This window comes from Citrobacter freundii complex sp. 2025EL-00176 (genome assembly GCF_053309355.1).
In genome coordinates, this window is the sequence record NZ_JBRYHT010000002.1 from 358,287 (window position 1) to 380,612 (window position 22,326).

15 protein-coding genes are annotated in these 22,326 nt (G+C 52.6%); 9 read left to right on the forward strand and 6 right to left on the reverse strand.

Annotated features, from left to right (window positions below; all coding sequences use genetic code 11):
- Window positions 1-46 precede the first annotated feature (46 nt).
- The 4 genes from alkB to ACVXHP_RS08815 form a co-directional block, all read right to left on the reverse strand.
- Window positions 47-697 (reverse strand): DNA oxidative demethylase AlkB, encoded by a 651-nt coding sequence (gene alkB / locus ACVXHP_RS08800; RefSeq protein WP_407062852.1) that lies wholly within the window; start codon window positions 695-697, stop codon window positions 47-49.
- Window positions 697-1,761, reverse strand: coding sequence for a bifunctional DNA-binding transcriptional regulator/O6-methylguanine-DNA methyltransferase Ada (gene ada, locus ACVXHP_RS08805; protein ID WP_447571299.1), 1,065 nt, complete (start codon window positions 1,759-1,761; stop codon window positions 697-699). The genes alkB and ada overlap by 1 nt, the downstream gene beginning before the upstream one ends.
- A gap of 79 nt (window positions 1,762-1,840) precedes the next feature.
- Complete coding sequence (gene apbE / locus ACVXHP_RS08810; RefSeq protein ID WP_447571300.1) at window positions 1,841-2,893, reverse strand: FAD:protein FMN transferase ApbE; 1,053 nt, start codon at window positions 2,891-2,893, stop codon at window positions 1,841-1,843.
- 115 nt (window positions 2,894-3,008) lie between these two features.
- Window positions 3,009-4,109 (reverse strand): porin OmpC, encoded by a 1,101-nt coding sequence (locus ACVXHP_RS08815; RefSeq protein WP_447571301.1) that lies wholly within the window; start codon window positions 4,107-4,109, stop codon window positions 3,009-3,011.
- Between the two features lie 740 nt (window positions 4,110-4,849).
- Between ACVXHP_RS08815 and rcsD the strand changes: the two genes are divergently transcribed.
- Together rcsD and rcsB are read left to right on the forward strand one after the other, a co-directional pair.
- The gene (rcsD, locus tag ACVXHP_RS08820) at window positions 4,850-7,519 is read left to right on the forward strand and encodes a phosphotransferase RcsD (protein ID WP_447571302.1); all 2,670 of its coding nucleotides are present in this window, start codon (window positions 4,850-4,852) and stop codon (window positions 7,517-7,519) included.
- A gap of 16 nt (window positions 7,520-7,535) precedes the next feature.
- On the forward strand, window positions 7,536-8,186 hold the full coding sequence (rcsB, locus tag ACVXHP_RS08825) for a response regulator transcription factor RcsB (protein ID WP_003027592.1): 651 nt from the start codon (window positions 7,536-7,538) through the stop codon (window positions 8,184-8,186).
- Between the two features lie 72 nt (window positions 8,187-8,258).
- Here rcsB and rcsC read toward each other — a convergent pair whose 3' ends face one another.
- Window positions 8,259-11,105, reverse strand: a complete 2,847-nt coding sequence (rcsC, locus tag ACVXHP_RS08830) for a two-component system sensor histidine kinase RcsC (RefSeq protein WP_447571303.1) — start codon at window positions 11,103-11,105, stop codon at window positions 8,259-8,261.
- A 168-nt stretch (window positions 11,106-11,273) separates the two neighbouring features.
- Between rcsC and atoS the strand changes: the two genes are divergently transcribed.
- From atoS to ACVXHP_RS08860, 6 genes are all read left to right on the forward strand, one after another.
- Window positions 11,274-13,112 carry a two-component system sensor histidine kinase AtoS gene (gene atoS, locus ACVXHP_RS08835; RefSeq protein WP_447571304.1) on the forward strand — a complete coding sequence of 613 codons (1,839 nt, stop codon included), beginning with the start codon at window positions 11,274-11,276 and terminating at the stop codon, window positions 13,110-13,112.
- Window positions 13,109-14,494: an acetoacetate metabolism transcriptional regulator AtoC gene (gene atoC, locus ACVXHP_RS08840; RefSeq protein ID WP_447571305.1), complete on the forward strand. Its 1,386-nt coding sequence runs from the start codon at window positions 13,109-13,111 to the stop codon at window positions 14,492-14,494. Before atoS ends, atoC begins: the two co-directional genes overlap by 4 nt.
- A gap of 198 nt (window positions 14,495-14,692) precedes the next feature.
- A complete protein-coding gene (gene atoD / locus ACVXHP_RS08845; RefSeq protein ID WP_316129722.1) occupies window positions 14,693-15,352 on the forward strand; it encodes an acetate CoA-transferase subunit alpha in 660 nt (219 codons plus the stop codon).
- 2 nt (window positions 15,353-15,354) lie between these two features.
- Window positions 15,355-16,005 carry a 3-oxoacid CoA-transferase subunit B gene (locus tag ACVXHP_RS08850; RefSeq protein ID WP_316129723.1) on the forward strand — a complete coding sequence of 217 codons (651 nt, stop codon included), beginning with the start codon at window positions 15,355-15,357 and terminating at the stop codon, window positions 16,003-16,005.
- Entirely contained in the window at window positions 16,002-17,324 is a 1,323-nt protein-coding gene (locus ACVXHP_RS08855) for a TIGR00366 family protein (RefSeq protein ID WP_447571306.1), read from the forward strand. The genes ACVXHP_RS08850 and ACVXHP_RS08855 overlap by 4 nt, the downstream gene beginning before the upstream one ends.
- A gap of 29 nt (window positions 17,325-17,353) precedes the next feature.
- On the forward strand, window positions 17,354-18,538 hold the full coding sequence (locus tag ACVXHP_RS08860; protein WP_447571307.1) for an acetyl-CoA C-acetyltransferase: 1,185 nt from the start codon (window positions 17,354-17,356) through the stop codon (window positions 18,536-18,538).
- Between the two features lie 42 nt (window positions 18,539-18,580).
- Here ACVXHP_RS08860 and gyrA read toward each other — a convergent pair whose 3' ends face one another.
- Entirely contained in the window at window positions 18,581-21,217 is a 2,637-nt protein-coding gene (gyrA, locus tag ACVXHP_RS08865) for a DNA topoisomerase (ATP-hydrolyzing) subunit A (protein WP_447571308.1), read from the reverse strand.
- A gap of 158 nt (window positions 21,218-21,375) precedes the next feature.
- On the opposite strand from gyrA, the gene ubiG reads away from it, so the two are divergent.
- On the forward strand, window positions 21,376-22,104 hold the full coding sequence (gene ubiG / locus ACVXHP_RS08870; protein WP_038642230.1) for a bifunctional 2-polyprenyl-6-hydroxyphenol methylase/3-demethylubiquinol 3-O-methyltransferase UbiG: 729 nt from the start codon (window positions 21,376-21,378) through the stop codon (window positions 22,102-22,104).
- Window positions 22,105-22,326: the final 222 nt, after the last annotated feature.

Consider the following 22,326-nt stretch of genomic DNA (forward strand, 5'->3'; position numbering starts at 1 on the left):
CGCAGTTTAAACATCTCTTTGCCGACAGCAATAATAATTCTTATTTTTATTCTTTTTTACCAGCCTGGCGAAACGTCAGATTGTAACGGCAGTCACCGGTTAACGGATGATACCCTGTCTTAAGCGGCTGGATCCCATGATAAAACAGCCGCGAATTCCCACCCCATACCACAACATCGCCATGCTCCAGCAGTAAACGCTTTAAAGGGTCATTACGGCGCAAACCGCCAAACTGAAAGATGGCCGGTAATCCCAGTGAGACAGAAACGATAGGCGCCCGCAGGTCTGGTTCGTCTTTATCCTGATGTAATGACAGTTTCGCCCCTGGCGTGTAGCGGTTAATCAGGCAGGCATCGGGTTGAAAATCGGCATAGCCTGCTGCGGATGACGCCTGCTGGCACAGGTCCGCGAAAGTATCCGGCATCGGCGGCCAGGGCGTACCGGATAGCGGGTCAAACGGAGAATAAAGGTAGCCATGTTGATCCGTCGTCCAGCCCAAATGGCCACAGTTGGTCATCGCCACCGACATCGTGTAACCGCCGGGCGTCACCATCTGGCGAAACGGCGACCGTCTGGCGACAGCCGCGATCGCTTGCAGTAAAGACGGTGCGGACTCAAAGGCAAAACGTCGCAAAATTACCGCGCCGGATGCCAGCGGTTCCTGCCAGGGTTTCTCATCCGCAAAGAGATCAAGCATTACGTTTCCTCCCCAGTGGTTTCTCGTTGCAGTAACTTCGCCTTGCGCGCAATCCCCCAGCGATAGCCCGAAAGCGCACCATCATTGCGGATCACCCGATGACACGGGATGACAATCGCCAGCTTGTTGGCTCCGCAGGCGCTGGCCACCGCGCGTACCGCTTTCGGTTTGCCGATGGCGCTGGCTAACTGCTGGTAGCTAACCGTCTTACCACATGGGATTGCGCGCAGCGCCTGCCACACCTGCAGCTGGAATGCGGTCCCGCGTATGTCCAGCGGCAGTGACAGCGGCGTATTGCGCGTATTAATCACGGCGATGACTTCACGCACATGCTGCTGGAAATCGGCATCGGCTGCTTCATCCTGAGCGGCGGGAAACAGCTCATGCAGTTCCGCAACCAAGGTAGCATCATCATCACCCAGCAAGATCGCGCAGATACCGCGTTCGCTTTCCGCCACCAGGCAACGACCCAGGGCGCAATCTGTCAGGGTATAGCGCACAGAAACGTTGTCGCCGCCTTTGCGAAATTGCCTGGCGGTCATGCCTAACGCCTGATCCGCCTGTCGGTAATAGCTGCTGCTGTCGGGGAATCCGGCGTTCAGAATTGCCTGGGTTACTGGCGCCCCTTTTGCCAGGGCATCGCGCAGACGACGAGCGCGCCAGGACTGCTGCCACGCTTTCGGGGTCATGCCCGTCGTGGCTTTAAACAGGCGGTGTAAATGATACGGGCTCATCGCCACCTGCTGCGCCAGGTCATCCAGCGTGAGGGGCGACTCCTGCTCCAGCAACTGACAGGCGTGGGCTATTTTGTCCAGCCGATGCTGCTGCGCACTGTCTTTATCCGGCTGACAGCGTTTACAGGGCCGAAACCCGGCGTCCTGCGCCTGCTGGGCATCAGCAAAGAAACTGACATTTTTGCGCAGCGCATGCTTCGCCCGACAGGACGGACGGCAGAAAATACCGGTGGTGTGGACGGCGAAAACAAACTGACCGTCGGCGTCAGCATCACGATCCACAACAGACTGCCAACGGTCATCATCAGTTATGCGTAAACGACTTTTCATTATGGACTCCTTTGTTAAGCATAGCGCTTAGCCTCAGTGTGTCCTGATAGCCAGGTATAAAAACCCGCAATCTTGCTTTTTAATTTTTTTCGCTGAGCAGAAAGCTTTTAAACTGCGGCGACATCCAGGTTTTAAACCCTTGCCCCTCTTTCACAATCATATACACCGCCAGCCCTTCACGACGCACCACCTCTTTGGCTTTTTCCGGGCCGAGCACCATCAAACCGGTATCCCAGCCATCAGCTTCCAGCGCTGTAGGGGCTATCACCGTCACAGACACCAGATTATGTTCGATCGGACGACCGGTTTGCGGATCGATAACATGCGACAGGCGTTTACCGTCCAGCTCGTAATAGTTTCGGTAGCTACCGGAGGTGCTGATGCCGTGCCCGTTAATGTCGACAACCGCTTGCACTGCGTTTTCACGATCGGTTGGTTTCTGGATCGCCACCCGCCATGGATGTCCTTCCGCATTCATACCTCGACTGTTTAGCGCACCGCCAACGGAAACCAGATAACGGGCGATCCCCTCTTGCTCCATCAGTCGTGCCAGATGATCGGCGGCATAACCTTCACCAACGGTAGACAGATCCACATACAGATCCGGCAAGTCTTTTTGCAGGTAGTTACGTTGTGCCTCATTCACTACCTTCAGATGTGAAAGTCCGGTTTGCGCTTTTGCGGCGTCAATTTGCGCCTGAGTGGGAATGTGCACGGGTTGCTGATCCGGACCAAAACCCCACAGGTTGACCAACGGTCCCACGGTGATATCCATCGCCCCATCGGTTTTCGCGCCAATTCGCAGCGCCGACGTGACGATATCCGCCATCGCGTCATTAACCGGCCACGGCGACAGGCTTTTCGACAGATTAAAGCGCATCAGGGCAGATTCATTTTTATAGGTCGAAAGAAGCTGATCGTCAGCATCAAGCTGAGTCTGGATCTTCGCCTGCAATTCTCTGGCGCGTTTGCCATCCACGCCCACCGCGCTGACCCGCCAGAAGGTGCCCATCGTTTTACCTTCCAGAACGGTGGCGGGTTGTGTGGCCTGAGCCGGTTTCGGAGCTTCATCGCACCCGACAAAAAAGATCGTCACAGCTATTAGCGCTGCGCGATAAAAATTCATTTCCATACGTAATTATCCTCATGCGAACGGGCGCAAGAGTACACCAAAAATCGTTGTTTGTACGGCGGAAAAAAAGCATTAAAAAAGGCCCCGCAGGGCCTTTTAACAACATGAACGCAGATTAGAACTGGTAAACCAGGCCCAGTGCTACGATATCATCGGTAGAGATACCGGCACGTTGGGTGAAATCATTGTCATCCAGCAGGTTGATTTTGTAATCAACATAGGTGGACATGTTTTTGTTGAAGTAGTAGGTTGCGCCAACATCAACATATTTCAGGATATCTTCGTCGCCATAGCCACGGCCCAGGTCTTTACCTTTAGACTGCAGGTAAGCCACGGACGGACGCAGACCGAAGTCGAACTGGTACTGCGCAACGGCTTCGAAGTTCTGTGCTTTGTTCGCCCAGCCCAAGTTACCCGCACGCGTTGCGTTGTAGGTCTGGGTGTACTGTGCTGCCAGGTACACATTATTCGCGTCGTATTTCAGACCACCGGTGTAAGTTTCAGCACGATCGCCGGTACCGAAGTTCAGCTTGTTCTGCTCGTCAGTACGTTTAGAGCTGGTAACTGCAGTACCCAGCGCGAAGCCTTCACCGATATCATAAGTGATGGATCCACCAACGCCGTCGCCGTTCTGACGCAGTGCCTCACGACCGTTGCCGGTCACACCAGTCATACCTTCGCCTTCCGGGCTACCGTTTTTGCCCTGATACTGAATGGCAAAGTTCAGGCCATCAACCAGACCGAAGAAATCGGTGTTACGGTAGGTCGCGAAGCCGTTACCACGCTGCTGCATGAAGTTGTCAGAACCGTAAGTGTCGCCGCCGAATTCTGGCAGAACGTCGGTCCAGGACGTTACATCGTAAACCACGCCGTAGTTACGACCGTAGTCGAAAGAACCTACATCAGCGAATTTCAGACCAGCAAACGCCACACGGGTCCAGGAGTTGTTTTCGTTTTCAGAGGAGTTACCCTGAATCTGGTATTCCCACTGGCCGTAACCGGTCAGTTGGTCGTTAACCTGGGTTTCGCCTTTGAAGCCGATACGCATATAGGTCTGATCACCATCTTTAGTAGAGTCATCAGAGAAATAGTGCAGACCATCGACTTTACCGTACAGGTCTAATTTGTTGCCGTCTTTGTTGTAAATTTCAGCCGCATTTGCTGCGCCTGCTACCAGCAGAGCCGGTACCAGGAGGGACAGTACTTTAACTTTCATGTTATTAACCCTCTGTTATATGCCTTTATTGCTTTTTTATGCCACTGCTCACTGGCTAACCCTCATTAACCAGTCGGCAACTTCATTCTCCGCAAAAACACAGAATAATCCAACACGAATATGATACTAATACTTTAAAGATGTTTCATTTATCCATGTAGATGTTTCAAAATATTAACAAAAGGGAACTTTTTTTAATTAAGAAAATGGAGAGAATAAGCACGAATAGTCAAGAATTATTATAAAATAAATAAAAATCAATAATTTAAACAAATCACAACCATAGCACTGAATGATAAAAAAAAATCTTCACTCGCAACTAAAATAGACTCGCTATCATCATTAACTTTATTTATTACCGTCATTCATTCATGAATGTCTGTTTACCCCTATTTCAACCGAATGCTCTGCGTTCGGTTTTTTTTTACTCTTCTTTACACAAAACTGACTGTTCTGTGCTACCGATGAACAACTATCACGACTATTAACCATCCCGTCATGTCGAGAACAGAAATAAATCTTATTATTAATTTCTTGTTATTTAATGCTAAATGTATACATTCACTACAAAATATTTGTACCCGCTATTATTCGCTGTACATCTTTGCATCATCGTGGTTTCAGCAAAATGCGGCGCAGACAATACAAACTCTGTGGCATGCTCCAGGTATGGCAATTCATACATTACCCTTTATACTGCCCCTTCATGTTTCGCGTCGTTTAACAGGTCATAAACACGAATGAGTCAGTCTGACACAACGGCTTCTACCCGATTTTCCCTACTACCGGGAAATATTACCCGTTACTTCTTATTACTGATCGTGGTGCTGTTGGTGATGATGGGCGTCATGGTCCAGAGCGCCGTCAATACCTGGCTAAAGGATAAGAGCTATCAGATTGTCGATATCACTCATGCTATTCATAAAAGGGTCGATACCTGGCGATACGTGACCTGGCAAATTTATGACAATATCGCCGCCACGGCCAGCTCGCCTGGCGCAGAAGGGCTGCAGGAAACTCGCCTGAAGCAAGACGTCTACTATCTTGAGAAACCTCGCAGAAAGACCGAGGCGCTGATTTTCGGCTCGCATGACAGCTCTACGCTGGAGATGACCCAACGTATCTCAACCTATCTGGATACGCTATGGGGCGCGGAAAATGTCCCATGGTCAATGTATTACCTCAATGGTCAGGACAATAGCCTGATCCTTATCTCAACATTGCCGCTGAAAGATCTCACTTCCGGCTTTAAGGAATCGACGATCGGTAATATTGTCGACTCCCGTCGCGCTGAAATGCTGCAGCAGGCCAATGCGCTGGATGAGCGTGAAAGCTTCTCATCGCTGCGCCGTCTGGTCTGGCAAAACGGACATTACTTCACGCTACGCACGACCTTTAATCAGCCGGGACATCTGGCAACAGTTGTCGCCTTTGACCTGCCGATTAATGACCTGATCCCTGCCGGCATGCCGCTGGACAGTTTCCATCTGGTACCTGATGCCAGCTCAACGACTGAACATGTTAATGAAAAAGAGTCGCCTGACAGCGTCAGTATTAGCTTCAACAACAGCAAAATTGAGATCTCATCGGCGCTGGACTCAACGGATATGCGGCTGGTCTGGCAGGTTCCGTTTGGCTCATTGCTACTCGATACGCTGCAGAACATTCTACTACCGCTGTTACTGAACATCGCGTTGCTGGCCCTGGCGCTGTTTGGTTATACCACCTTTCGTCACCTTCCTGCCCGTTCCACGGAAGTGGCGCCAAATCTTGCGGCGAATAATGAACTGCGGATCCTGCGTGCGATCAATGAAGAAATTGTTTCCCTGTTGCCGCTGGGATTACTGGTGCACGATCAAGAAGCCAACCGCACGGTAATTAGCAATAAAATTGCCGACCACCTGCTGCCGCATTTAAATCTGCAAAACATTACCAATATGGCGGAACAGCATCAGGGCGTCATTCAAGCCACGATCAATAATGAACTGTATGAAATCAGGCTATTTCGCAGTCAGATCTCATCGCGAACGCAGATCTTTATCATTCGTGACCAGGACCGCGAAGTGCTGGTTAATAAGAAGTTGAAGCAAGCACAGCGACTGTATGAGAAAAACCAGCAGGCCCGCGCGGCCTTTATGCAGAATATTGGTAATGCGCTGAAAGACCCCGCTAAAACACTGGCTGCTAATGCCGCCGCGCTCAATACCCCCGACAGCCAAAAACTGGCAAATCAGGCTGACGTTTTGGTTCGTATGGTGGATGAAATCCAGTTGGCTAACTTGCTGGAAAGCGACGCGTGGAAAGGTGAATCGACGCTGTTTTCCGTGCAGGCGTTGATTGACGATGTGGTCCCGGAGGTGTTGCCGGCTATTAGGCGTAAAGGGCTGCAGCTACTGATTAAAAATCACCTTAGCGCTCATGACGAACGCCGTGGCGACCGCGATGCCCTGCGCCGTATTTTGCTGCTGCTGATTCAATATGCGGTAACCACCACGCAAATTGGTAAAATCACGCTGGAAGTCGACCAGGATGAATCGGAGGCTGAACGTCTGACCTTCCGCATTCTGGATACCGGGGAAGGCGTCACGTTGCAGGAAGTTGATAACCTGCATTTCCCGTTCATTAATGACACCCAAGGCGATCGTTATGGCAAAGCCAACCCGTTAACGTTTTGGCTGTGCGATCAGTTAGCCCGTAAGCTGGGTGGACACCTGAACATTAAAGCGCGGGAAGAGCTTGGAACACGTTATATAGTCCATGTTAAAATGCCGCTGCACGATCAACATGCTGATAGTGAAGAGCGCCTGTTAGATGACGTCTGCGTGATGGTTGATGTGACCTCTAATGACGTACGGAGCATTGTATTACGTCAACTGGAAAACTGGGGGGCAACCTGCATCACGCCCGATGAACGGTTGAATAGTCAAGAATATGATCTCTTTTTAACAGATAATCCGTCTAATCTTACTGCCTCGGGCTTGCTTTTAAGCGATGATGAGTCTGGCGTACGGAAAATTGGCCCCGGTCAGCTGCGCGTCAACTTTAATATGAGCAATGCTATGCAGGAAGCTGTCCTCGAGCTGATAGAAGAGCAGTTGGCACAAGAAGAGCTCCAGGAGCTCCCCCTCGGCGGAGATGAAAACGCTGAACTTCATGCCAGCGGTTACTATGCACTCTTTGTAGACACAGTACCGGATGATGTTAAGAGGTTGTATACTGAGGCAGCAATCAGTGATTTCGCTGCGTTAGCCCAAACGGCTCATCGCCTGAAAGGCGTGTTTGCCATGCTTAATCTGGTACCCGGCAAGCAGTTATGTGAAGCGCTGGAACATCTTATTCAAGAGAAAGATGCTCCAGGTATAGAAAAATACATCAGCGACATTGACGCATACGTCAAGAGCTTGCTGTAGCAAGGTAGCCCAATACATGAACACTATGAACGTAATTATTGCCGATGACCACCCGATTGTACTGTTCGGTATTCGTAAATCACTTGAACAGATCGAGTGGGTTAATGTTGTCGGCGAATTTGAAGACTCCACAGCACTGATCAACAATTTGCCTAAGTTAGATGCTCATGTGTTGATTACCGACCTTTCCATGCCGGGAGATAAATACGGTGATGGGATCACGTTAATTAAATACATCAAGCGCCATTTCCCGAGCCTGTCGATTATTGTGCTGACCATGAACAATAACCCGGCCATTCTGAGCGCGGTACTGGATCTCGATATTGAAGGGATTGTTCTGAAGCAAGGCGCGCCAACAGACCTGCCGAAAGCGCTGGCTGCACTGCAAAAGGGCAAGAAATTTACCCCGGAAAGCGTTTCTCGTCTGCTGGAAAAAATCAGCGCCAGTGGCTATGGCGACAAACGTCTGTCACCGAAAGAGAGCGAAGTTCTGCGTCTGTTTGCCGAAGGTTTCCTGGTTACGGAAATTGCCAAAAAGCTCAACCGCAGTATTAAAACCATCAGCAGCCAGAAAAAATCGGCGATGATGAAACTCGGTGTAGAAAACGATATCGCGCTGTTGAATTACCTCTCTTCCGTGACGCTGAGTCCTTCAGATAAAGAGTAATTAACTGCCCTGATGGCACTGCGTTTATCAGGCCTACGAACAGGTTGTTCCGTAGGCCTGATAAGGCATCTCTTATCCCCGCGCCTTCCTCACTCTTTCCGCATAGACCGTCAGCGTTTGCTTCAATACATCTAATGTCACTGGCTTGGAAAGACAGCTATCCATACCGGACTCCAGACAACGTTGCTTCTCTTCAGCCAGCGCGTTTGCCGTCACGCCCACAACCGGCAACGTTAAGCCTAACTGACGGATACGCTGCGTCAGGCGATAACCATCCATATTTGGCATATTGACGTCGCTCAGCACGATGTCGATATGGTTTTTACTCAGTACATTGAGTGCATCAACACCGTCATTCGCCGTTTTACACTGATATCCCAACGATCCCAGTTGATCGGCCAGTAAACGCCGGTTGATAGGATGATCGTCGACCACCAGTATCATCATGTCATCGTTGGTCGCACCGACTTTATCCGGGGCGGGTAGCGCCGTGGAAAGTTCTTCACTCCCCAGATCAACGCTGTAAATATGCGCCAGCAGCGCGGGCAGTTCGTGCGGTGACGCTACGCTGTGCACCCACTCCCCTGGCCCCCTTTCCAATGGAATCCCAATATGGCGACGGCAGAAAATTACCGCAGCACGTCCTTGCCACGCCTGTTCCAGCACATCGTCGGCAACCAGCAAATCATCAGCATCCGGGCGCTGCCCCTCATAACGCAGCACCGTCACCCCGTTACGCGTCAGGCTGGATTCGACAAAGCGATACAGCGATGCGTTACGCACCGCCAGCCAGCAACGGGTACCAGCCAGTCCCTCTACACCTTTTTTCTGTGGATACTGGGCGCCATAAAGAGGAATACGTAGCGTAAACTGGCTGCCCATTCCCGGTTCTGAATCAACGGAAATATCGCCATCCATCATGCTGATCAGTTTTTCACAGATAGCCAGACCGAGCCCGGTTCCCTGGAAATTACGTTGTACGCCAGTGCCTACCTGGAAGAAAGGATCGAACAAACGGACCACTTCTTTGGCGGGGATACCCACCCCGGTATCACGCACACGGATACTGAGATAATCGCCGTCACACTGCACATGCAGCACAATGCAGCCGGTATCGGTAAACTTGATCGCGTTACTCAGCAGATTAGAGATCACCTGCTGTAAACGCATAGGATCGCCATTCAACGCGACGGGCACATCCGGGTCAATAAAACAGTACAATCCCAACTGCTTACGCACCACCAGCGGCAGATAGTTTGCTGTAATGTGGCTCATCACTTCACGCGGTGAGAACTCGCGCGGTTCAATCTTCAACTGTTCAGATTCGATTTTCGAGAAATCGAGAATATCGCTGATAATTTTCAACAGCAGGCTGGAAGAGTTATTCATCGCCGTCACCAGGCGATCCACTCCGTTGGGTAACTCTTTGGTTTGCAACAAATCGAGGTTACCGATAATGCCATACAGCGGTGTACGCAGCTCATGGCTCACCGTCGCAAGGAACATCGATTTGGACTGACTCGCCTGCTCCGCCGCCTGGGCCATCTCCTGCAACGACTCTTCCATTTTAACGCGCGCGCTGACGTCAACCAGGACGCAAATTGCCACGTTTTCATTGCGATAGCGCGAATGCACAAAGCTGATTTGCAGATTGGTATTGTTACTGGTCAGCACATCGACAAAATTGACCTGCTGGCCGCAGATGATTTGCGTTAACCGTTGCCGGTCTTCATGCGTCAGCATGTTCAGATAGGTATGCGCCAGTTCATTACTCAGGATGTTAATACCATCCAGCGTGCGCAAAATACAAATCCCCACCGGCGCGGAAGCCACGATTTTACGGTTAAATTGCTCGTGTTCCTCCAGGCGCTGAGCATCGCTTTCCGCAGGAATAAAAATACGCCGCTCATACATACGCGTGAGCATAAATAAAGCCGCGCCGACCAGCACATTCAGCAGGATAGCATTCAGGATCATCATGCGGATCCGCTCCAGCACCAGATCAACCGGAACCGAGTACACAATGCTCAGCGATGACGGCGGCAGATTTTTCTTCAGCACCAGATCGCGAAAACCCGGCGTATAGCCAAACCAGGAACGCTCCTGCATCCAGCGTGGTTCAGCCTTAACATTACCCTCAGGGCCGGTGAGCGAAATCAGCGCATGACCATTTTCATCGAGAATGGTCACCCCCATCGGCAAACTGCCCGGCGTGAAAAAGTTCTCCATGCGAATAGGTTGTTCCACGCCCAGCAGCGCCTGCAGACGGTTGGCAAGATAAACCGGCGTCAGAGCATAGAAATAGCCCACGCCAGGACGCGGCCCCTGGCTAATCCAGAACAGGTTATTACCGTTTTCATCCTGCGGCGCATTACGATACTTAATAATGCGCTCATGCAGCGCTTTCAGGGCCTGGTCACGTTCGACGGGCATCTCACGCAGACCAAAATTCGCCATACAGAGATTGTCGCTGCCGATCAGGAATACGCGATTCAAATCATAGGCAGCAGAAAAATTGTCACGCCAGTAGCGCATAAACCACGCCAGCGACTCCAGAGAACCTCGCCAGGCATTGCCCATCACCGAACAGTCGGAGTCGGCAAACAGCGGCTCAAAATTGGGTACGACGGTTTTGTCATCCCGCGCCCGCAGCGACATCACGCCGTTTTCCGCCGTTAAGCGATTCTCGGCAATATATTTAAGCTCTTTAATAACATCCGATGTGCGCTGGATATAACGCTGGGCCTGATCGGAGCTGAGGTTAAGCTCCTGATGGATCTCAGACTCTCTCTGGTGCAGCGCGTTCACAATGTAGAACACGGAGGCAAAAGCGATCAGACACCAGATCAGGAGCGCCAACGCTCTGAACAGGTAGCGTGAGACTTTTAGGGTTGAATGAACGGAAGCAAGGTATTTCAAAGGGGCGAAGCTCCGCCTCAGGGCATTAATAGAGTGTGGTTAAGGTAGCGGTAAATGTCCGGCGTCGCAATGCCCTCTCTTTACGGGAATATGATACACCGCTCTGAAACCATTGTCTTAACCCGTGATAATCGTCGTTTGCCTGAAAAACACTGCACGGATGTCAGAATGCGCGACCTGAGATGGCTGGCTCGTCGGTTATACCCACGACGATTACGCAACCAAATGATCATGATGGCCATTCTGATGGTCATCATTCCGACGATATCCATAGGTTATATCGTAGAAACTGAAGGCCGTTCAGCAGTCTTATCTGAAAAAGAGAAAAAACTGTCATCAGTCATAGCTCTGCTAAACGATGCACTGGGCGACAGCTTTAATGACTACGATAACCTGCCGCGCGAAGCGCGCATTCGGGCGCTTAATCATGAGTTAGCCCCCGTTACCGAGCGAATTACCCGGGCATTTCCCGGCGTTGGCGCAGGGTATTATCACAAAGCGCTGGATGCCATTATCACCTACGCGCCCTCTGCGCTGTATCAGAGCAATGTAGGTATCACTATCACCGACGATCATCCGGGACGCGAAGTGATGAGTAGTAATGCGCCAGTGGTCTATTCAGGACGACAGGTTCGCGGCGACATACTCAACTCCATGATCCCAATAGAGCGCCAGGGAGAGGTTATTGGGTATATCTGGGCCAATGAGCTAACCGAAGATATCCGCCAGCAGGCCTGGAGAATGGACGTCAGAATAATTGCCATACTGGTTACCGGGCTCATCTTTAGTCTGCTGCTGATCGTGCATTTTTCACGTCGACTCAGTGCGAATATCGACATCATCACTGATGGGCTCTCAACGCTGGCACAAAAAACGCCCGCCCGACTGCCTGAACTTCCCGGCGAGTTGGGACAAATCAGCCGTAGCGTGAATGCGCTGGCGCAAACGCTACGGGAAACCAAAACCCTCAACGATCTGATTATTGAAAATGCCGCAGATGGTGTGATCGCCATCGACAGACAAGGCGACGTCACCACCATGAACCCGGCGGCAGAACAGATAACTGGCTACACGCTGCATGAGCTGGTCGGACAGTCCTATGCGACGCTGTTTGCCAACACGCAGTTTCATAGCCCGGTACTGGATACTCTCGAGCACGGTACTGAGCACGTGGCTCAGGAGATTAGCTTTCCGGGACGAGAACGCACCATTGAGATAAGTGTTACCACCAGTCGGATCCATAACGCACACGGCGAACTGATTGGCGCACTGGTTATTTTCTCCGATTTAACCGCCCGGAAAGAGACCCAGCGTCGGTTGGCGCAAACCGAAAGGCTCGCCACTCTGGGTGAACTGATGGCCGGGGTCGCGCATGAAGTGCGAAACCCGCTGACCGCAATTCGTGGCTACGTCCAGATCATCCGCCAGCAAACCTCCCTGCCCGAACATCAGGAGTATTTATCTGTTGTGCTTAACGAAATTGATTCCATCAATAAAGTTATTCAACAACTGTTAGATTTTTCACGCCCGCGACAAAGCCAGTGGCAGCAGATTCAGCTCAATGCGTTAATTGAAGAAACGCTAATCCTGGTGCAAACCGCCGGCCTTCAGGCACGGATTGGTTTTACCACGGAATTAGATCCCAGCCTGCCGCCGATCGTCGCCGATCGCGAACTCCTCAAGCAGGTGATCCTCAACATTTTAATCAATGCGGTACAGGCGATCGCTGCGCGAGGCGAAATTCGCATTCGCACCTGGCAATACTCGGCCTCACAACAGGCCGTGATGATTGAAGATAATGGCAATGGTATCGATCTCGCCATCCAGAAGAAAATATTCGATCCCTTTTTTACGACAAAAGCGTCAGGCACTGGTCTTGGACTGGCGCTGAGCCAGCGCATCATCAATGCGCATCAGGGGGATATCCACGTCACCAGCCAACCCGGCTGTGGGGCAATATTCACCCTGATTTTACCTCTTAACCCGCAGGGAAATCCGTCAGAATGAAAACGACATACCGTATTCTCATCGTTGATGATGAAGAAAATGTTCGCCGTATGCTTGCCACCGCATTTTCCCTGCAAGGGCATGAAACGCATTGCGCCAGCGACGGGAAAGCCGCGCTGAGCCTGTTTAGCGAAACGCAGCCAGACGTCGTGCTGATGGATATTCGCATGCCGGAGATGGACGGCATCGACGCGCTGAAAGTGATGCGCGCGCAACAACCACGGATCCCCGTCATTCTGATGACCGCTTACGCCGAAGTCGAAACCGCAGTAGAAGCGCTACGTAGCGGCGCATTTGATTACGTGATTAAACCTTTTGATCTCGACGAGCTAAGCATGGTGATTCAACGCGCATTGCAACTGCAGGAGATGAAACAGGAAATCCGCAATCTACACAAAGCCTTGAGCACCAGCTGGCAGTGGGGGCATATTCTGACCAACAGTCCGCGTATGATGGATATCTGTAAAGACACGGCGAAAATCGCCCTCTCACAGGCCAGTGTCCTGATAAGCGGTGAAAGCGGCACAGGAAAAGAGCTGATCGCCCGCGCCATTCACTACAACAGCAAACGCGCCAATGGCCCCTTTATCAAAGTTAACTGTGCGGCTCTGCCGGAGTCGCTGCTGGAAAGCGAGCTATTTGGTCACGAAAAAGGCGCTTTCACCGGGGCACAGACGTTGCGTCAGGGATTGTTCGAGCGCGCTCATCAGGGAACGCTGTTGCTTGATGAAATTGGTGAGATGCCGCTGGTGTTGCAGGCCAAACTGCTGCGTATTTTGCAGGAGAGAGAGTTTGAACGCATCGGCGGGCACCAGACCATTCGCGTTGATATTCGTATCGTTGCCGCCACCAACCGCTGCCTGCAAACCATGGTGAAGGAAGGAACGTTTCGCGAAGACCTTTTTTACCGGCTCAACGTTATCCATTTAACTTTGCCTCCCTTACGCGAGCGTCGTGAAGACATTGCCTTACTCGCCAACCACTTTTTACAAAAATTCAGCGCTGAAAATCAGCGCGATATTATCGAGATCGACCCGACGGCAATGTCGATGCTCACCGCCTGGCCCTGGCCGGGTAACATTCGTGAACTGTCAAACGTCATCGAACGGGCCGTCATTATGAATACTGGCGCGATAATTTTTGCCGACGATCTCCCCGACGCTTTCCGCAACCCGGTGAGCGCCACGACAGAGACAAAACCGACTCACTCCGGGGAGCGCAATCTGAAAGAAGAGATTAAGCGTGAGGAAAAACGCATTATCCTCGAAGTCCTCAACAGTCAGGATGGCAATCGCACCCGCACGGCGTTGATGCTGGGAATTAGCCGACGCGCCCTGATGTATAAATTACAAGAGTACGGCATCGACCCTTCGGGTTCCTGAGACGCAAATTTGCTATGCAGAATTTTGCACACTGCGCAAAATTCTGCATAGCCCCTCGCTTTACCACCTCGTCAAAAACATATAAATAAATCAATAAATTCAAAACGATAAAGATTAACGTGTCTTTTTAATCATCCTGGCATCCTGCTTGCACTTCCCTGAGCGTACCCAACATGGAGTATGCAAAAGGGAAACATAATGAAAACAAAACTGATTACCTTACAAGACGCTGCAAGCTTCTTTCGTGACGGCATGACCATCATGGTCGGTGGTTTTATGGGGGTTGGCACACCGCCTCGCCTGGTTGAAGCCCTGCTGGAATCCGGCGTCAGAGATCTGACGTTGATTGCTAACGATACTGCATTTGTCGATACCGGTATCGGGCCATTGATCGTCAATGGGCGGGTGAGCAAAGTGATTGCCTCGCACATTGGTACCAACCCGGAAACCGGTCGTCGCATGATTGCCGGCGAGATGGACGTACAGTTGGTTCCGCAAGGTACCCTGATCGAGCAAATACGCTGCGGCGGCGCGGGTCTTGGTGGTTTTCTGACGCCTACCGGCGTTGGCACCATCGTGGAAGATGGTAAGCAGACCATGACGCTCGAGGGCAAAACCTGGCTGCTTGAACGCCCATTGCGCGCCGATTTAGCGCTTATTCGCGCCCATCGCTCTGACATGCTTGGCAACCTCACCTACCAGCTCAGCGCCCGAAACTTTAACCCTCTGATTGCTCTCGCCGCTGACATCACGCTGGTTGAACCTGATGAAATGGTTGAAACAGGCGAGCTGCAGCCTGACCAGATTGTTACCCCCGGCGCCGTTATCGACCATATCGTCATTCCACAGGAGAGCTAATCATGGATGCTAAACAACGTATTGCGCGCCGGGTGGCGCAAGAGCTTCGCGATGGCGATATCGTCAACTTAGGTATTGGCCTGCCAACCATGGTAGCCAACTACTTGCCTGCAGATATTCACATTACGCTGCAATCTGAGAATGGTTTTCTGGGACTGGGCCCCGTGACCACCGCGCATCCTGATCTGGTAAACGCGGGCGGCCAACCGTGCGGTATTTTACCAGGTGCGGCGATGTTTGATAGCGCCATGTCGTTCGCGTTGATTCGCGGCGGTCACGTTGATGCCTGTGTGCTGGGTGGGTTACAGGTGGATGAGCAGGCTAACCTTGCCAACTGGGTGGTCCCGGGGAAAATGGTGCCTGGCATGGGTGGCGCGATGGATCTGGTGACCGGTGCACGGAAAGTCATTATCGCTATGGAGCATTGTGCGAAAGACGGCTCAGCGAAAATCCTGCGCCAATGCACCATGCCGCTCACCGCGCAGCATGCTGTGCACATGCTGGTCACTGAACTTGCCGTATTCCGCTTTATTGACGGCAAAATGTGGCTGACTGAAATTGTCGAAGGATGTGATATCGCCACGCTGCGTGAAAAAACCGAAGCGCAGTTTGCTATTGCCGACGATCTGCTCATCGTACGAGGTGACGCATGATTGGCCGCATCGCTCGCTTTATGACACGGGTGGTCAGCCGCTGGCTGCCCGATCCGCTGATTTTCGCCATGTTGTTAACATTGCTGACTTTCGGCATCGCGCTATGGTTAACGCCACAGACGCCCATCAGCATGGTGAAATTCTGGGGTGACGGTTTCTGGAACCTGCTGGCGTTTGGTATGCAGATGGCGCTGATCATCGTGACCGGCCATGCGTTAGCCAGCTCCGGGCCGGTGAAAAGCCTGCTACGTACGGCGGCATCCGCCGCCAAAACCCCTGCTCAGGGCGTAATGCTGGTCACTTTTTTTGGTTCGGTTGCCTGCGTTATCAACTGGGGATTCGGTCTGGTGGTCGGGGCGATGTTCGCCCGCGAAGTCGCTCGTCGGGTACCGGGTTCCGATTATCCGTTACTGATTGCCTGCGCCTACATTGGCTTCCTGACCTGGGGCGGTGGTTTTTCCGGTTCAATGCCTTTGCTGGCGGCAACGCCTGGCAACCCGGTGGAGCACGTAGCAGGGTTAATTCCCGTCGCGGATACCCTGTTCACCGGCTTCAATATCTTCATCACCGTGGCGCTGATTGTGGTAATGCCGTTCATCACGCGCATGATGACGCCAAAACCTGCAGATGTGGTGAGCATCGATCCGAAACTATTACTGGAAGAAGCTGATTTTCAGAAGAAGCTGCCGCCAGACGCGCCGCCATCGGAAAAACTGGAAGAAAGCCGCATTCTGGCACTGATCATCGGTGCATTAGGTATTGCCTATCTGGGCATCTACTTTGCCGAGAAAGGTTTCAACATCACCATCAATACCGTCAACCTGATGTTTATGATTGCCGGTCTGCTGCTGCATAAAACACCGATGGCCTATATGCGCGCCGTCAGCGCTGCCGCACGTAGCACCGCCGGGATTCTGGTGCAATTCCCCTTCTACGCCGGTATTCAGTTGATGATGGAGCACTCCGGTCTCGGTGGTCTTATTACCGAGTTTTTCATTAACGTCGCCAACAAAGATACCTTCCCGCTGATGACGTTCTTCAGTTCAGCGCTGATTAACTTTGCCGTTCCATCCGGCGGCGGCCATTGGGTTATTCAGGGACCATTCGTCATGCCTGCGGCGCAGGCGCTGGGTGCCGATCTTGGCAAATCAGTGATGGCCATCGCCTACGGGGAGCAGTGGATGAACATGGCACAACCATTCTGGGCGCTACCTGCGCTGGCCATCGCCGGGCTGGGCGTGCGCGACATTATGGGGTATTGCATCACCGCCCTGCTCTTCTCCGGTGTCATTTTTGTTATTGGATTGACCGTGTTCTGACGGCAACAACTTATTAAAAGGAACTGAAAATGAAAAACTGTGTCATCGTCAGCGCGGCACGTACCGCAATCGGCAGTTTTAACGGCGCACTGGCAACGACGGGTGCCGTCGAGCTTGGAGCAACCGTCATTAGAGCCGCCCTTGAGCGTGCTCACCTTGACCCTCGACGCGTGGACGAGGTGATTATGGGCAATGTGTTGCAGTCAGGACTCGGACAAAATCCGGCGCGTCAGGCATTGTTAAAAAGCGGCCTGTCTGACACCGTTTGCGGCTTTACCGTCAACAAAGTGTGCGGCTCGGGTCTGAAAAGCGTGGCGCTTGCCGCCCTTGCAATCAAAGCAGGGCAAGCACAGGCGATCGTGGCGGGAGGGATGGAAAACATGAGCCAGGCCCCCTACCTGTTAGACGCAAAAGCGCGCTGGGGATATCGTCTTGGTGATGGGCAATTGTCCGACGTTATTCTGCGCGACGGTCTGATTTGTGCCGAGCATGGATACCACATGGGGATCACCGCAGAAAATGTCGCTAAAGAGTACGGCATCAGCCGCGAAATGCAGGATGAACTGGCACTGCAGTCACAGCGTAAAGCCGTGGCCGCAATCGCGTCCGGCGCATTCCAGGCTGAAATCGTGCCCGTCAGCGTGTCGTCCCGTAAAAAAACCATCATCTTTGAGCGCGACGAGTTTCCCAAAGCTGACTCGACGGCGGAAGGCCTCGCCGCCTTGCGCCCGGCTTTCGATAAAACAGGAACCGTCACCGCAGGCAACGCTTCGGGGATCAACGACGGTGCTGCGGCATTAGTGGTAATGGAAGAGTCAGCGGCACTGGCGGCAGGGCTAAAACCGCTGGCGCGGATCAAAGCCTGGGCCAGCGGCGGCGTGGCACCGGCGATGATGGGGATGGGGCCGGTTCCGGCCACGCAAAAAGCGCTACAGCTGAGCGGGCTGCAGCTGTCCGATATCGATCTTATCGAAGCCAACGAGGCATTTGCCGCGCAGTTTCTTGCCGTCGGCAAAACGCTGGGGTTCGATCCGCAAAAGGTTAACGTCAACGGAGGGGCCATTGCGCTGGGACATCCTATTGGCGCCAGCGGCGCACGAATTCTGGTTACGCTGCTGCATGCGCTACAGGCGCGCGATCAAACGCTTGGGCTTGCCACGCTGTGCATCGGCGGCGGTCAGGGAATCGCAATGATTGTGGAACGCATGAATTAAAAAAAGGGCCGGATTTCTCCGGCCCTTTTCATAACATCTCAATTACTCGTCAGCGTCGTCCGCTGCATCATCATCAGTTTCTGCTTCAGGCGCGATATCCTCGTCGCCCTCAGCGGCACTTCCGTCGATGGAGTCGAGTTCTTCATCATCAACCGGCTCAGCTACGCGTTGCAGACCCACGACGTTTTCATCTTCCGCAGTACGGATGAGGATCACACCCTGGGTGTTACGCCCTACCACGCTGATTTCCGACACGCGAGTACGCACCAGCGTACCTGCATCGGTGATCATCATGATCTGGTCGGTATCTTCAACCTGCACCGCGCCAACAACAGAGCCGTTGCGCTCGGTAACTTTGATGGAGATAACGCCCTGAGTCGCACGAGACTTGGTCGGATACTCTTCTGCCGCGGTACGCTTACCGTAGCCGTTTTGCGTCACGGTCAGGATAGCGCCTTCGCCGCGCGGAATAATCAGAGAAACGACTTTGTCTTCGCCTGCCAGCTTGATACCACGTACGCCGGTCGCGGTACGACCCATCGCACGAACGGCATCTTCTTTGAAGCGCACCACTTTACCCGCGGCAGAGAACAGCATGACTTCGTCACTACCGGACGTCAGGTCAACGCCAATCAGTTCGTCGCCTTCGTTCAGGTTAACCGCAATGATACCGGCAGAACGCGGACGGCTGAACTCGGTCAGCGCGGTTTTCTTCACCGTACCGCTGGCGGTCGCCATGAAGACGTTCACACCTTCTTCGTTCTCGCGTACCGGCAGAATTGCGGTGATGCGTTCGTTCGCTTCCAACGGCAGCAGGTTGACGATTGGACGTCCACGCGCGCCACGGCTGGCTTCCGGCAGCTGATAAACCTTCATCCAGTACAAACGACCACGGCTGGAGAAGCAGAGGATCGTGTCATGGGTGTTAGCTACCAGCAGGCGGTCAATAAAGTCTTCTTCTTTAATACGTGCTGCTGATTTACCTTTACCGCCACGACGCTGTGCTTCGTAATCGGTTAACGGCTGATATTTCACGTAGCCCTGATGAGACAAGGTCACGACAACATCTTCCTGGCTAATCAGATCTTCGATGTTGATGTCAGCGCTGTTGGCGGTGATTTCGGTACGACGTTCGTCGCCGAATTGCTCGCGAATCAGCTCCATCTCTTCACGGATAACTTCCATCAGACGATCGGCGCTGCCCAAAATGTGCAGCAGTTCAGCGATCTGCTCCAGCAGCTCTTTGTATTCGTCGAGCAGTTTTTCATGCTCAAGGCCGGTCAGTTTCTGCAAACGCAGATCCAGAATCGCCTGGGCCTGCTGTTCAGTCAGATAATACTGACCGTCACGCACGCCAAATTCCGGCTCCAGCCACTCAGGACGCGCGGCGTCATCACCGGCACGTTCCAGCATGGCGGACACGTTACCCAGCTCCCACGAACGCGCCACCAGCGCTGCTTTCGCTTCTGCCGGGGTCGGCGCGCGACGGATCAGTTCGATGATGGGGTCAATGTTCGCCAGCGCAATCGCCAGTGCTTCAAGGATATGCGCACGGTCGCGAGCTTTACGCAGTTCAAAGATAGTACGGCGCGTTACGACTTCACGACGGTGACGTACAAACGCGGCAATAATATCTTTCAGGTTCATGATCTTCGGCTGACCATGGTGCAGCGCAACCATGTTGATACCGAAAGAAACCTGCAGTTGGGTCTGGGAGTAAAGGTTGTTCAGAACCACTTCCCCGACCGCGTCGCGTTTCACTTCAATCACGATGCGCATACCGTCTTTGTCAGACTCGTCACGCAGCGCGCTGATACCTTCAACGCGTTTGTCTTTTACCAGCTCGGCGATTTTCTCGATCAGGCGCGCTTTGTTCACCTGATACGGAATTTCATGGACGATGATGGTTTCACGGCCGGTTTTGGCATCGGCTTCGACTTCCGCGCGGGCGCGAATGTACACTTTGCCACGACCGGTACGGTAGGCTTCTTCGATACCGCGACGACCATTGATGATCGCGGCGGTCGGGAAGTCCGGACCCGGAATATGTTCCATCAGCCCTTCAATGCTGATGTCTTCATCGTCAATGTATGCCAGACAGCCGTTGATCACTTCCGTCAGGTTGTGCGGCGGAATGTTGGTCGCCATACCTACCGCGATACCGGACGAGCCGTTCACCAGCAGGTTAGGAATTTTGGTCGGCATGACGTCAGGAATTTGTTCGGTGCCGTCGTAGTTATCGACGAAATCAACCGTTTCTTTTTCCAGGTCAGCCATCAGCTCATGGGCGATTTTCGACATACGGATTTCCGTATAACGCATCGCCGCTGCGGAGTCGCCATCGACAGAACCAAAGTTACCCTGACCATCTACCAGCATGTAACGCAAGGAGAATGGCTGCGCCATACGAACAATGGTGTCGTAAACGGCGGTATCACCATGCGGGTGGTATTTACCGATTACGTCACCAACGACACGGGCAGATTTTTTATAGGCTTTATTCCAGTCGTTGCCCAATACGTTCATGGCGTAAAGTACGCGACGGTGAACCGGTTTCAGGCCATCTCGGACGTCTGGCAGCGCACGGCCAACAATGACCGACATCGCATAATCCAGATATGAGCTCTTCAGCTCTTCCTCAATGTTGACCGGTGTAATTTCTCTCGCAAGGTCGCTCATCTAACCGCTATCCCTCTACTGTATCCCGGATTCAAAGGTCGCAAATTATAACACATTCGCACAGATTCAGGTAAATGGATTCCCCCTGACAGAGGCTTTATTCATCCCGTCAGGCTGATATACTCATTTGCATTGCTAATTTAGGAGTAGAAGCCCCAATGAATGCCGAAAAACCCCCGGTAAGTCACAACGTTGACCATGAAGAAATTGCCAAGTTTGAAGCAGTCGCGTCACGCTGGTGGGACCTTGAGGGTGAATTTAAGCCACTGCACCGCATTAACCCACTACGTCTGGGCTACATCACAGAGCGCTCAGGCGGTCTGTTTGGTAAAAAGGTACTCGACGTCGGCTGCGGCGGCGGCATTCTGGCGGAAAGTATGGCGCGCGAAGGCGCAACCGTCACGGGCCTGGATATGGGCTTTGAACCGTTACAGGTAGCAAAACTGCATGCGCTGGAAAGCGGTATCCAGGTCGAGTACGTCCAGGAAACCGTCGAAGAGCACGCGGAAAAACATGCGCACCAATATGACGTTGTCACCTGCATGGAAATGCTGGAGCACGTGCCGGATCCGCAGTCGGTGGTCAGCGCCTGCGCCAGGCTGGTCAAACCGGGCGGCGAAGTGTTTTTCTCCACGCTTAACCGCAACGGTAAATCCTGGCTGATGGCCGTGGTCGGAGCGGAATATATTTTGCGCATGGTGCCGAAAGGCACGCATGATGTGAAAAAATTTATTAAGCCGGCAGAGTTATTACAGTGGGTAGATCAGACGGTGCTGAAAGAGCGTCATATGACCGGCCTGCATTACAACCCGATCACCAACAGCTTTAAACTCGGTCCGGGCGTGGATGTGAACTATATGGTCCATACCACCGCCAGTGTTGATTAACCGCTTCCTGTAGGCCGGATAAGGCGTCCAACGCCGCCATCCGGCATGCTGACAGGAACAGGGCCTGATGGCGTTTCGCTTATCGGGCCTTGTATTATCCTTTCTGTGCAGAGAGAACCGGCCAGTTCTTTCTGCCATGCAGCCCGCATGCCGTATCAGGCCTTAGGTTAACAACCTGTAGTGTAGATTTATGCAGCGGGCTGCCGTTCTCCACAAGTGACA

Coding starts and splice junctions, on each gene's coding strand:
- rcsB (WP_003027592.1), top strand. CDS start 7,536: ATGAACACTATGAACGTAATTATTGCCGATGACCACCCGATTGTACTG.
- ACVXHP_RS08855 (WP_447571306.1), top strand. CDS start 16,002: ATGATTGGCCGCATCGCTCGCTTTATGACACGGGTGGTCAGCCGCTGG.
- rcsD (WP_447571302.1), top strand. CDS start 4,850: ATGAGTCAGTCTGACACAACGGCTTCTACCCGATTTTCCCTACTACCG.
- ubiG (WP_038642230.1), top strand. CDS start 21,376: ATGAATGCCGAAAAACCCCCGGTAAGTCACAACGTTGACCATGAAGAA.
- atoC (WP_447571305.1), top strand. CDS start 13,109: ATGAAAACGACATACCGTATTCTCATCGTTGATGATGAAGAAAATGTT.
- atoD (WP_316129722.1), top strand. CDS start 14,693: ATGAAAACAAAACTGATTACCTTACAAGACGCTGCAAGCTTCTTTCGT.
- ACVXHP_RS08815 (WP_447571301.1), bottom strand. CDS start 4,109: ATGAAAGTTAAAGTACTGTCCCTCCTGGTACCGGCTCTGCTGGTAGCA.
- apbE (WP_447571300.1), bottom strand. CDS start 2,893: ATGGAAATGAATTTTTATCGCGCAGCGCTAATAGCTGTGACGATCTTT.
- atoS (WP_447571304.1), top strand. CDS start 11,274: ATGCGCGACCTGAGATGGCTGGCTCGTCGGTTATACCCACGACGATTA.
- gyrA (WP_447571308.1), bottom strand. CDS start 21,217: ATGAGCGACCTTGCGAGAGAAATTACACCGGTCAACATTGAGGAAGAG.
- ada (WP_447571299.1), bottom strand. CDS start 1,761: ATGAAAAGTCGTTTACGCATAACTGATGATGACCGTTGGCAGTCTGTT.
- alkB (WP_407062852.1), bottom strand. CDS start 697: ATGCTTGATCTCTTTGCGGATGAGAAACCCTGGCAGGAACCGCTGGCA.
- ACVXHP_RS08850 (WP_316129723.1), top strand. CDS start 15,355: ATGGATGCTAAACAACGTATTGCGCGCCGGGTGGCGCAAGAGCTTCGC.
- ACVXHP_RS08860 (WP_447571307.1), top strand. CDS start 17,354: ATGAAAAACTGTGTCATCGTCAGCGCGGCACGTACCGCAATCGGCAGT.